The organism is Nocardioides cremeus, from assembly GCF_030518195.1.
In the GTDB taxonomy this organism is placed as follows: Bacteria; Actinomycetota; Actinomycetes; order Propionibacteriales; family Nocardioidaceae; genus Nocardioides; species Nocardioides cremeus.
Window position 1 is genome coordinate 1 of record NZ_JAULSC010000041.1, and the last position, 11,680, is coordinate 11,680.

Annotated in this window: 9 protein-coding genes; 1 reads left to right on the forward strand and 8 read right to left on the reverse strand. The window is 65.4% G+C overall.

Features of this window, described 5'->3' with window-relative positions:
* Positions 1-82 precede the first annotated feature (82 nt).
* From QWJ41_RS20265 to QWJ41_RS20285, 5 genes are all read right to left on the reverse strand, one after another.
* Positions 83-208, reverse strand: a complete 126-nt coding sequence (locus QWJ41_RS20265) for a hypothetical protein (protein ID WP_302710281.1) — start codon at positions 206-208, stop codon at positions 83-85.
* An 817-nt stretch (positions 209-1,025) separates the two neighbouring features.
* Complete coding sequence (locus QWJ41_RS20270) at positions 1,026-1,745, reverse strand: hypothetical protein (RefSeq protein WP_302710282.1); 720 nt, start codon at positions 1,743-1,745, stop codon at positions 1,026-1,028.
* A 2-nt stretch (positions 1,746-1,747) separates the two neighbouring features.
* On the reverse strand, positions 1,748-2,791 hold the full coding sequence (locus QWJ41_RS20275) for a hypothetical protein (RefSeq protein WP_302710283.1): 1,044 nt from the start codon (positions 2,789-2,791) through the stop codon (positions 1,748-1,750).
* A gap of 148 nt (positions 2,792-2,939) precedes the next feature.
* The gene (locus tag QWJ41_RS20280) at positions 2,940-4,493 is read right to left on the reverse strand and encodes a UvrD-helicase domain-containing protein (protein ID WP_302710284.1); all 1,554 of its coding nucleotides are present in this window, start codon (positions 4,491-4,493) and stop codon (positions 2,940-2,942) included.
* Complete coding sequence (locus QWJ41_RS20285; RefSeq protein ID WP_302710285.1) at positions 4,486-6,387, reverse strand: ATP-dependent nuclease; 1,902 nt, start codon at positions 6,385-6,387, stop codon at positions 4,486-4,488. Before QWJ41_RS20285 ends, QWJ41_RS20280 begins: the two co-directional genes overlap by 8 nt.
* Before the next feature lie 254 nt (positions 6,388-6,641).
* On the opposite strand from QWJ41_RS20285, the gene QWJ41_RS20290 reads away from it, so the two are divergent.
* Positions 6,642-7,538 carry a DUF4238 domain-containing protein gene (locus QWJ41_RS20290; RefSeq protein ID WP_302710286.1) on the forward strand — a complete coding sequence of 299 codons (897 nt, stop codon included), beginning with the start codon at positions 6,642-6,644 and terminating at the stop codon, positions 7,536-7,538.
* A 721-nt stretch (positions 7,539-8,259) separates the two neighbouring features.
* On the opposite strand, the gene QWJ41_RS20295 is transcribed toward QWJ41_RS20290, so the two are convergent.
* From QWJ41_RS20295 to QWJ41_RS20305, 3 genes are all read right to left on the reverse strand, one after another.
* Positions 8,260-8,712 carry a hypothetical protein gene (locus tag QWJ41_RS20295; RefSeq protein WP_302710287.1) on the reverse strand — a complete coding sequence of 151 codons (453 nt, stop codon included), beginning with the start codon at positions 8,710-8,712 and terminating at the stop codon, positions 8,260-8,262.
* 132 nt (positions 8,713-8,844) lie between these two features.
* On the reverse strand, positions 8,845-9,924 hold the full coding sequence (locus QWJ41_RS20300; protein ID WP_302710289.1) for a PGN_0703 family putative restriction endonuclease: 1,080 nt from the start codon (positions 9,922-9,924) through the stop codon (positions 8,845-8,847).
* Complete coding sequence (locus tag QWJ41_RS20305; RefSeq protein ID WP_302710290.1) at positions 9,921-11,213, reverse strand: PDDEXK family nuclease; 1,293 nt, start codon at positions 11,211-11,213, stop codon at positions 9,921-9,923. Before QWJ41_RS20305 ends, QWJ41_RS20300 begins: the two co-directional genes overlap by 4 nt.
* Between the last annotated feature and the right edge of the window lie 467 nt (positions 11,214-11,680).

The window sequence follows — 11,680 nt, forward strand, 5'->3', positions numbered from 1 at the left end:
GGCTCGGCCGCTCGGAGCTGCTCGTCGTGGTCACGTTCGCCTCATCGTTCTCAGTGGTCACAGCGGTCATCTTGGTCCTCCTTCAGGACCGACCGCTTACACAGACCATCTGACACCCCCCAGCGAGGTGCGACTTCAGCGCCTCGAGCTCCTCCAGCATCGCGACACACTCGCCCGCGGTGGCGGGCAGCTCGTCGCTGATGGTCATGTCTTCGACCCTAGAGACGACCACCGACAACGACGCTGGACCCGAGATCGATCTACACAAGCCGCACGTAAGAGGCTGCCGCTGCCTCAGGCGCATCCCGCCCACTATGACGCGGCCCTGTGCCCCTCCTCAGATCTGGGCAGGAACGAACCTGCTGCGTCGTGTTGGAGCCACCATGGTGTCGGGGAGATGGAACGGGCCCGCCCGCATACAGCCGGTCCAGCTCCGGCCCAGGCCCCCACCCGAGCTGCTACAGATCCGGTTTTCGAGGCCGTTGCCGATGCCCGCCAACCTGCGGATCACGGCCAGACGGTGACACCGTTCATGCCTGGACCGTCGCCGTACAGGCCCAGCGTGGGGGACGGTCAGCGGGCGGTAGGCGCTTGCATCGCGGCGCGCGCTAAATCGGACACGCCGGCTCGGCGGGCGAGATCTCCAGGGCGACCCGGGCCTCCCCTGCCCGGCTGAACGGACTCAGTCGCGCCCAGCAGGGAGGCCGCCTCCCGCTCGCAACAGCGATGCCGTCGACGACTCAGCAGCATGCTCGGCGACGCAACGACTGCACTGGTCGCAGCGAGCCGGCAACGCCGCGTAGACGACGACCGCGTGAACACCCGGGTGTCCGCAGATCTGACATTCGATCATGTCGTTCTCCTCTCTTGTGAAGTGCCAGTGTGCGCGGCAAGAAGCCCCGACAAGATGGCCGGATCTTTACCCCGGGATGACCTGCCAAGGGTGCCCTGAGACCTATGTCAAGGCGCCTGTCGGTTGCGAAACAGCAGGGTCAATCAGGCTGTGTGCGGCGTGATCGGCACGGTCAATCGAGTCCGTGCACCAACCTGGCGGCGCCGTGGACTTCGTGGGCGGCCCGGCGCAGATTTCGGTAGTGCGTCTTCGCTGCCTCGTCCAGCTCGGTCAGCACCACGGTCGAGTGTCCGATGATGACTGCGGCTCCCAGGCAGGCCACATCGAGAGCCAGTGCCGTCATCTCGGGGCTCAAGTCGTCGCCGTGCCATTCGCTGTCATAGAAGCGGATCGTGTGCAGGCTTCCAAGGGACGTTGCGTGCACGACCTGACTGAGCAGTGAGTAGGCGACGTCGAGCCATCCGGGCTCCGGATAAGGCGCGCCCATCTCACGAAGCAGCGTGCTCACGTGCGGGATCTGTACTCGTCCCTTGCCGATGTCGTCGTGCGACACCCCCATGACCACGTTCACGGGCTCGGTGAACAGCCGCTCGGCAACGGTGCGCGGGACCCCGCCATTGTTCAGGGTGCCGATCGTCTTTCGACGGCGGACGCGGAATTCGTCAAAGAACTGCTTGGCCCGGGCTTTGAAGACCTCCTCATCAGGGTCGGCAAACCTCCACTGGAGGCGAGCGCTCTCCTCCAGCAGCATGCGCGCCGCGAAGGCGGGTATAACCGCGTTGCCAGGACAATCGTAGGTGCGCATGACCGTCTCCAGGTTCGAGTGCGCGCTGCCGTAGGCGATCACCTCATGCAGGGTGGGATCGTTCAGCGCCCACGGGTCCACGGGCATGCTTAGGACCAGGTTCCGAAGGCGTCGGCGTGGTCCATGGTCGCCCGGAGACGGTCGGGAGATGGCTGCTCGGGTAGGAGCTCGTCGGTCCGGACCACCGCCTCCGGTCGCAGTACCGACCGCGCCTGGGAGTGGCCGGTTGCTCGCACAGGCTCGACACGCACTGGGCGAGGTGCCACTAGGCCGTGGATGGCGATGGCGGCCTCGGCGACCTCCTGCGCCAGAGAGGTGGCGGTGTCGAGGAAGGCCGTCTGGTCGACCCCGTCCGGCCAGGCCCGCGAGTCGATGGCGGAGGCGCCGAGGAAGGTGACGACGGCCCCGACGGCCGCCGCGTGGATGAACAGCGCCTCGTAGTCGGCCCGAGCGTCGAAGCCGATCGGACCGTCCGCAGTGAGGCTGCTCTGAAGGCCCAAGTAGTTACCGTGACCAGCGAAGGCGAGGACTTCGGCGATACCGCGCACACCTGCGATGTCGAGCAGCTCGGCACCGATCTGCGGCGTCGGCTCGACGTCGATCGCCGCCGCCGACTCAGCCGTGGGACGCCCGAGTAGGTCGTCAAGCAACTGCTTCTCGTTCGGCGTGACGGGCGCGTCGAGCCAGGTCATCGACGCGCATGTCAGGTCTGCCACGTCCGGGAGTGGCATGAGCCAACGCATCAGGATGGGGCAGGTGGAGTCAGTGTCAGCAAGGACCTGCGCGATCCGGCTGCGCTCTTCGAGAAGGTCGCCCAGGAGCGCAGTACGTCGGTGCTTCGGGTCTTGCGCGATCCACCGCCAACGCAGCCCGTCCTCGAAGAGGCTGCGCGCCAGAGACCCCATGACGGTGCCGCCGAAACCGCTACCGACGAGTGACTCTGCGCAGCCGTAGCGTTGGCGAGCGAACATCATCGCCATGCTGGTCAGGAAGTCTTCGGGCGAACCATCGAAGTCGACATTGATGGGCACCGAGGCGAAGTGGACGACGAGGTTGCGCGCTGCTGAGCGAAGGCGTTGGGTCTCGGGGCTGACCGGGCGCCCGTGGGGACTGGGTGCGTCGGCGTCGTTCATAGGACCGCTCATCGTGCCGGACGTTGGGACCGCGCACCACCGGGAATCAGGGCGATCGTGTGTACAACACGACGCCTCGGCGCAAGGGGGCACCTCCGGCCGTCAGGGTCGCGTGAAGTCTTCCCGCTGATGCGGACCGTCCAAGTCGTTATCGCAGCTGTTGGATGGTGCCACTGCGGCCGGTCGGCACGGAACGGATATGGGAAGAGTGCTGGCGTCCATTCGGGGACGGCTGCAGCAGCAGGGTGTCGCTCGTGCTAAGGATGGAGACGGTCTTGCGAGCCCGGGAGAGGGCTACGTACAGGTCGTTGACCTGCGCGTGCTTGGAGACGTCGGCGAGGACGACGTGGTCGTACTCCAAGCCCTTGACCAGCAGGGTGCGAGAGATGATTCGCCTGCGTTCGCGGCGACCGGCGTACCGGAGCACTTCGCGGGCCTTAGCCAGTTCCGCCAGCAGCACCCCGTGATCGCTGCCCTGGGCAACCGCTCCGCGGATGGAGGTCTGGATGTCGTACCAAGCTTCGTGAGAGTGGAGTCGCAGAGCCGGGGAGGTCGAGATGAGGTCCATCCCGGCCGCCAGGTTCGACAACGTGGGCTCGGAAACGACGGAGTCGAACGCGCCGATCGCAGGCTCAGCTCCGGCTCGGCTGGCCGGGCCACCGTCGAGCAGATCCCCCGCGATGCGACCGTTCACGTAGCGCTTGCGCAAGGTGCCGGTGTCCAGGACTCCGTGGCCGCAATGGCATGCCTTCGTCAGGTCGAAGAGCCACATGGCGTACTTGTCGGGGGTCGTCGCGGCTAGCTTCTCAAGGCTCTCGGCCATGAACTTCCCGGCGATCTCCTCCATTACCGTGAAGGTCCCGTTGAGGTTTCCGGCGACGCCACGAGCGGTGTGCGCCCAGTCAGTGATGATGAGAACGGTCTCGTCGGCCGGGTAGCCGGCGAAGAAACCCGGCGTGAGCACGCGCTGGTCCCCGGCGATGTTGCGGAACGTGACGCCGTCGGGCAGAGCGATGTTGGCCCACTGAACAGTGTGCCCTGGCACCATGAGAGGCCGAATGCGCAGCAGCCATTCGCCCAGCGCTTCGTTGTGCCCCGACCATCGGTGCGGCTTGATGGTTGTGGGGTGCAGCGCATAGTCGTGCAGGACGGTCGCCCAGTCGGCCAGCGGGTCCGCGAAGCCGAAGATGGCCTGCAGCGGGTCACCGAGGACCCCGGTCGCCGGGATCGCCGCGCGCATGGCGGATACGAAAGCGTGCTGCGTCTCGTTGCAGTCTTGGTACTCGTCGACCAGAACGTGGGTGAAGGACGCGTTCAGCACAGCCTGGATGTGGACCGCGGATACGATCCGGGTCGCGGCCGCGATGTAGGACGTGGAGTGGGCAGGGATCATCACCTTGGGCGCGCGCAGCTCGCCGATGGCTGGGTACGCGCGAACTAGCCTGAATGCGAAGGAGGTGATGGTCGCGACGTGCACGCCGGTCGAGAGTCCGAATCGCTTCAATCGGGCGTTGATGGCGTAGACGCCGGCGTTGGTGTGGGTCAGCACCAAGACGCGGCCGCCATCGTCGACGATGTGCTTGGCGGTAGCTGTCAGCAGGTGGGTCTTGCCGGCGCCGGCGGGCATCTCGACCGCCGCCGGCAGCGCCGCTGCGAATGCCGCGGCGTCCGAGGCGAGCTCCTCGGAGATGTGCTCAGTCATCCGCAGGACCGTCGACAGGCGGCTGCTCCAGCCGCGCTGCGGCAGAAGGGGACGCCGCTTCGGTGGCGGCACCGTCTTCGTCGTCCAGGCCGTCGGCGTCATCGCTGAGGTGCGCGGTGTCTGCCTGGTTGGCCGTGCGAGCGTAGATTGCGACCTTCAGCGCATCGATCGTGTCCTGAACGGGGCCGCTGTGGAGCGACTCTGTCTCAAGGATGAAAGCGCCGAGTCGCTGCCCCTTGTCGACGCGCTTGAACCAGCCCTTCTCCTTAGAGGCGGTCGCCACAGCTGTCCGGCAGCTCTCGAGGCTGATGCCGGACGACGTCCAGGTGGTCAGGTCCAGCAGATCGATCTCCTGCAGCGTCTTTCCATCGACCACGGCGTACCTGCTCAGGTGGGCGGAGAACGACTGGCTCGACGCTGCCGGGTCGTCGGCGACCTCCAGGGCCGCGTGAATGTAGGCGGTCAGACCGGCGGCATCCAGCTGTGAGCACACCGCCGTCTCGATGCAGATCCCTCCTGGCCATTGGATGACGACACCTCCGGCCCGCTCGATGTCGGGGACCATGTCGTTCGCTGCCGGATCGTCGCTGTCGATGAACAACACGACCTCGTAACCGACACCAAGGAACTCCGTGGCCCACTTCGCTGATCCTGTGCCGCCGTCACCTTCGAGAGCCACCACTCCGAGGGCTGCCGACGGAGCCGCTGCAGGGCTGGTGCCCGAGTCCCACTCCTGCAGCAGCCGTAGAACAACGCCGTACTCGGTCTTGCCTTCGTTAATGACCACCCTTCGCGACAAGAACGCCTCGGGGCATCTTTTCAGCAGCGGCCGCAGGCTGGACGGGTCCCCGAGCGAGCGGATCTGGGTGGAGCCCTCCGAGCCGGAGCGGACCATCATCAAATCCGCAGGTTCAAGGTGCAGGAGCGCTGTCGGGGAATGGGTGGTGACGAAGACCTGCGAGAACGCGCCCTTGGTGCGGAGGTGTCCCAGGAGATGCACGAGCCGGTGTGGCTCGAGGCCGTGCTCGACCTCGTCGACCAGCAGGGTGGTCGAGCCCTGGTTTGCGAGCCGCTGCGTCGCGGCTCCGGTCAGCCGGCGAGTTCCCAAGCCGAAGTTCATGAGCGGGACGTCGCCCTCGAAGAGGGCGAGATTGCCGCGGGTGTTGGACAACGATGCGTCGAGTCCGGGCTTGAGGTCGAAGAACTCGGCGGTGCCGATCTCTAGGACAGCCGCCTGCACCTCGCGAGCGAGGTCCTTCAGCTCGTCGGTGACCGCGGCTCCGGCTGCGTCGCGGGCGGCGCGGTTGGCGGCCGTCAAGGTGGCCTTGGTGTCGCCGCGCTTCGCGGTGAGCTTGCCGAGCGAGGAGGTGGCCGACCATCGCAGGTGCGCGTCGATGCGGTCGTCGATGCGGTAGGCCGTCATCCGGGCGCGGTGTCGGGCGCGGATGAGAAGCGGCTGCTCGTCGGTCGCCTCGACGTCGTCGTCGAGCGGGGGCCGATAGGCCTGCCAGACGGGCTCGAGGTCTGCTTCGACAACGAGCTCGACGATGACGCACCGGTCAGTGTCGTCGCTCGGATCGTGGGACCACTCACCCGCCTCGTCGATGCCGGAGAGCATGGCACCGAAGGCGTCCATCGCGATCAACTCGTCCGGCAGGTTGTCGACCGCCACCCGAATCCGTATCGGAGAGTCGATGTCGACTCCGTAGAAGTCGGTGTCGGAGAACGTGAGGCCGGCCCGGTCGTGCAGAGCGCGCTCGAGCGCGGTCAGGAGGGTGGTCTTCGTCGAGTCGCCCGGACCGATGAGTGCAACGAAGGTCTGCTCCTTCGCCAGCCTCCACGAGGTGGACCTAATGCCACGGAAGTTGTTGATGTCGACGCGTCGGATTCGCATGCCAGCCTCGCTGCCATCAGGACAGGAGGACGAGCACATCACACGCGCACGCAGGATGTCCGAAGGTTCATCGTGACACAGCGGTGACATCCGGACTTGCCGCGACCTCCACACCTTCGACGTGCGGCTTACCGCCTGTCGGGTCGTCTAGTTGCGCCGATTGGGTCGTCAGACTCGAGTGGTCAGGACGTTCCCCGTGCCGCGGCGGGCGGAAATGAGGAGCGCAGCTAGGCCGCGGGAGACACGATTACTTTGTGAGTCAGATCATTCGACCAGTCAAGCGCCAACACACCGTCACCGAGAGGCTCCTGAAGGGCTTCGCTGGCGTCGACGGTCGGCTGGCCGTCTTCGACCGAGCCTACAAGCAAAGGCGCATGCATCCTCCTGGCGCCGGGATCTTCGTAACCGAGTTCGACCGATGGGACTCTCACGGTGCCGAGGAACGCTGGAACGAGTTCGAGAATGATCTTCCAGTCGCTCTGGCCCGTGTCGCGCAAGGCACTGCTCTCCACCACCACGACACCGTCGAGACCCTTCGCGCAATCGTGGCGGTCCACTGGCTTCGAAGCCGATCGATGATGAGGGCGCGTGAGCAGGCTCTAGACCGTTTCCTCGGACGATACCGGCGGGCCGCCCCAGATACCCGAGCAGAATTCCTCGCGGAGGCGTACAGGCGACGCACGGGGCTTATTGCGTCGACAAGATCGGAACTTGAATGGACCCTCGACGAGATCATCAAGGAAGTTCTAGGTGAGGACCTGGACAGATGGCATAGCGAGCGGGACGTCGAGTACCTGAAGATCGCGCGAGGTCGGCTTGACCAGATGCCGATCCGGATTCACAGCGCTACAGGTGCGGACCTGGTGATCGGTGACTCGCCGGTCGCCATCACCATTGACGGCCGCGCTGGGGCCGGCCCCCACCAGAACGTAGGGATCGAAGAGGCAGATCAGATCGCTATGCCGATCGCGCCCGACACGCTCATCACCTTTGGCGCGACAAACCTGGCGAGCATGCTCTCTGACGAGGACGTCGCCTACTACAACGAGTTGCAGTGGGGAACCTTCGAAGTGTGGATTGCGGCGCGGCCCGGAGGAACTGGAGATCAACGACTTAGGTCTGAGGCTGCTGTGTCTCGCCAAAATCGCTGACCTGAGCACGAGGCCACCCGCCTAGCATTCTTGGCGGGCCGCCCGGTCACAGGCATCGCAACGAGCCACCCCGACGAACTAGCCAGAAAGATCTCGAGGACCAAGACGGACATGCCAGCTTTGCATTTGGTTTGAGGGTCTCGCCAATGCTCTGTCGAGAGCGTCATTCCGCCGCTTGCATGCGTGCCCGTGTAAAGCGAGGGTTGCCACCCAGGAACGGTGCGGTCAGAAGGAGGACGAGATGGTGCGACGTCCTGACGTCCCGCGGACTCCCCGCCGTCGGCACGGCCTGGCTGCGGACCGACCTCGGTCGCTGAGAGTCGACCAAGAAACGTGGGAGGAGCTCGACAGAGCCGCGGCTCGCAATGGCGTTACCCGTTCCTTCGTGCTCAAAGTGTTGGCCCGCGACTACGGCAACAGGGATCTCGATGCGCCAGATATCGCGCCTACCGGTGGAGAGTCACGATCCGCGCGGATCAGCGACGAAGAATGGGACGCCCTGAGAGCGCGAGCAGAGGAAGATGGCGTCCCCGCCACTCGCGCGCTGGTCGCTCTGGCGCGTGAGTACGTGGCGGATCGGATCAAGCTGCATGTGCATGTCTCAACGAGCCAAGAACCGCTGACCGGTGACGACGGGCGGGGTGCTTGACAGTTGGGTTGAGCACCGCGTCCTTACGCCGCGAGCCAGTCGTACGGATCTGCCGACGGTTGGTCGGGGGCCCTACGGGTACTCGTCGCCCGCGATCGTCACCTTGAGTGACTCGTCACCCTGCTTAAATGTTGTCTCGCTCTCGTCGATCTGCAGGGTGAAAAGCCCATCAGAGGCCGGGATGTCGGTGACTTCAAAAATGAACTCGCACATGCTGAAACCCAACTGCTCAAGCTCGCTGCTCCCCTCCGGGATCTTCCCGGCGGAGAGTTCGCCAACCGCAACCTTGGCCCCGTCGGCATCGAGGACAAGGACCTCGGCTCCCTCATCAAAGGCGCCCATGGTTCCCGCGCCCTGACACATGTCGCCCTCGGTGGCTCCGTCTGCGGCGAGGACCTGCGCCTTGCTGATCCCGATGGCGCTTACGACTCCCGAGATCGAGAACGTGTCACCACCTGAGCTACCTCCGCAGGCGGCGCTGGGAGCGACCGCTAAAAGGAGGACTAGGCACGGCACGATTTTCATTGCTCCAGCCTAGAGGCAGCACGCTCCCGCATGCGGCGAACAGCGGCAACGCCGACCTCTTCGCCTGACGCAACCCGCGCATCCTAGAACGTGCGTCCTATCGCCGCCAGTGACTGGTCTAAGACCGGGTGACTACGTCAATCTGGTGAACACGTCTTGGGCCGACTCCGCGAATGAGCAGTCGACCCGCTCCCACCACACCACGTACGGCGAGGCACGTGGGAGTTCGTCGAGCAGAATGTCCCAGTCCGCTCCGATCAGCCGTTCCTCAGCTAGCGACGCGAAATCATCATCCGCATAATGGGACTCCAACGATCCTTTGCGCAGGACCCAGACGCCCAGCATCTGTGGCCCATCTACGGCGTAGTGCAATAGCGCCTGGTCGACCAGCGCAGGTGCGTACTGGTCCACGAAAGCCGCCCCTCCGTCCGCGTGCTGGCGGGCAACCAGTTCGGCTGGGACAGAGCCGGTCCACACAGTGTCGCTGTCGGGGAACGCCTCACAGAACTCGTTGAACCGGCGCCATATTGTCGGGTGGCGTACAGGTGCGCACACCGCGTAGACGACGCGGTCGAACCCGCCCCCGGCGACCATCGAGCGAGCCAACGCGAGGTTGCGCATCGGCTGGTTCCGTCCCTGACGCACCAGGCAGCCACCATCGTTCGACGGGCCATCTGGGTTGTGCAGGACCGGCAGGTGGTCGTCATAGCGCCGGCGCCCTCGACCGTGGTTCTGCAGCTGAAAGCAAGAGCCCGGGTCGCCGCCGAACAGCCCCGGCGAGGCGCAGGTGGCGCGACTGGGGTTGTCCCGGCTCTCGAAAGCGCTGCAGGAGCCGAAGTCGATCTCGCCGAACTTGACCTCGATGAACGCCGCAACCCGCTCGTCCTCATCGGTGGTCCCCGACAGGACCACGTCGACCTGTGTGCGGTGCGGACTGCGCGAGGAGGCCTCAGCCAGCCGGTCCGCCAGGTCTTCGAACTCGAAGATCACCGCGTCCACCTTGGCGACGTTCATTCCCAGGTGGGCGAGGACCCGCTTGATGCCGTCGTCGGGAAGCGGGGCGAACAAGCTCAATGCGAAAGCTTGCGAGCTTCGCACGTGCCGCACCCATCGGTGCGTCAACCCGCGGTCACGCAGATCGATCAGAGCGGGCAGCGCCGCCGGCAGGACCGCGCCCGCGTCGTCGCGACTCACAATCGGGCGGCGGGTCACGCGTCGTCCCCCATCAAGGCGCGGGTCAACATCCCGGCCCACCGAGGTTCCTGGACTGGCTTCGCGACCATGGGTGCCGCGGTCCAGAGGTCCTTGGCCGACAATCGGCGCAGCTCCAGCGAGGACGCCTCGACATCGGGCACGAGGTGCACATGGACGCGACAGTCGCCCTTCAGTGCCTCGAGCTGCGGCGCCAGATAGGAGTTGAACGCGATGCCTTTAGCGTCGGGTCCGAGCACCAGGTGCATGTGAAGGCGATCCCCCGCCGGATCGGGCTTGGGCTCGGCGACGTCGAGGCCGCTGTTACGGAGGCGGGCCCTGATCTCGTCCTCGTTCGCGCGGACCCAGATCGCGTAATCCAGTGCCTGTAAGACGACGCGCGGGTCATGGCCGATTTTGGTCTCCACCACGTGGAAGTGACCGTCAGCGTCGATGCCGAGGAAGTCGATGTAGCCGGGGCGGCCAATCCGCTTGGAATCCGACCCGTCCAATCCCCGGTAGGCCGGGTACTCGCGGAGCAGATGCTTAAGGCCCAAGTCGCATGCCTGCGACTTGAGGGTCGCCTGCATCCGATGCTCCCGCATCTGCGAGGACTTGCTCCCCCCGTACTCAACCGCCTCGGCGATCACTGCGTTAATCTCGGCGATCTCGCCAGCCGTTGGAGCCACCACGAACGTCCGGTCGTACGGCTCCACTGTGGCGCTCTTGCCCGTGTACTGGACGCCTGCCTGTATCCGGAGCCCTTTGCGCCTCTTGCCTACTTTCAGGACCTGCAGGCCAAAGTGGTGCCAGGACAGGTAGCTACGGTTGTGAGCCTCCAGGCCGGTGGTGTCTACCCCGGCCACCCACGACTCCAGCTCCGGGGTCAGCGTCGCCGTCCTCGAAATCCGGGGCGGCAGCCCCTGCAGCCGGTCGAACACGTCGACACGAGCCAGCGTCTGCACTGGGCGAGGGTCGCCACCTTCGAATCCCCAGACTCTGACCGGGGTCTCGATCCAGGGAAGCCTAGTCAAGGTCCCGCCCACCATCGTCGGAGGCAGCACCAGGTGGAGGTCGCGGTTGTGCTGCCAGGCCAGACCGTATGCGAGCACCTCGTCTGCAACGGTGTACTTCTCAGCCGGTGAAACCACCGCGATCAGGACGGCGTCGTCGGCGGTGACGAACCAGTGCGCGTGCTTGCTCATCCGGGCACCCGGGGCGAACGCCTGAATCGGCTCCCGCACGGTTGCCGCAGCCGCCTGCTCGGCTGCTGTGGCGAAAACCTCCCTTGCCTGCTTGATGTCATTCATGGGAGCAGTCTCGCGCCAACCTCCGACAAATATTGCGCGAAGGGCGAATGCGTCATACCGCGGCGACAGCTTCGCCCGCTCGCCTCCGCGAAAGCTCGGTCTGCCACGAGAAGGTCGAAGGGTCGTAGGAACGCCTTCGTCGCAAGATCTGTACTGTGCGCACGCTTGGCGCCCCGTCGCCAGACGACTCAACGCCCAGCCCATAAACACGACAGGTCTGCCCAGGATGCCGCAGAAGTTCACCGACCCCCGCCTTCTCTCTCTGAACGAAGATGACGGCTTCGTCGACAGCGGGATGCGCCGCGCGCTCTGTGAAGCTGTCGAGGCAGGTGAGGTCGCGATCGCCACTGAGAATGACAAGCCCATTTGGCCCCACTGTGCTGCTTTGATTTGGCCCCACCCTCCGGGTCAATGCATCGGTTCCGGGGTTGGCTCCCGGGGGGGTCAGGTGGTGGCGGGGTCCTTTC

Coding starts and splice junctions, on each gene's coding strand:
- QWJ41_RS20265 (WP_302710281.1), bottom strand. CDS start 208: ATGACCATCAGCGACGAGCTGCCCGCCACCGCGGGCGAGTGTGTCGCG.
- QWJ41_RS20270 (WP_302710282.1), bottom strand. CDS start 1,745: ATGCCCGTGGACCCGTGGGCGCTGAACGATCCCACCCTGCATGAGGTG.
- QWJ41_RS20275 (WP_302710283.1), bottom strand. CDS start 2,791: ATGAACGACGCCGACGCACCCAGTCCCCACGGGCGCCCGGTCAGCCCC.
- QWJ41_RS20280 (WP_302710284.1), bottom strand. CDS start 4,493: ATGACTGAGCACATCTCCGAGGAGCTCGCCTCGGACGCCGCGGCATTC.
- QWJ41_RS20285 (WP_302710285.1), bottom strand. CDS start 6,387: ATGCGAATCCGACGCGTCGACATCAACAACTTCCGTGGCATTAGGTCC.
- QWJ41_RS20295 (WP_302710287.1), bottom strand. CDS start 8,712: ATGAAAATCGTGCCGTGCCTAGTCCTCCTTTTAGCGGTCGCTCCCAGC.
- QWJ41_RS20305 (WP_302710290.1), bottom strand. CDS start 11,213: ATGAATGACATCAAGCAGGCAAGGGAGGTTTTCGCCACAGCAGCCGAG.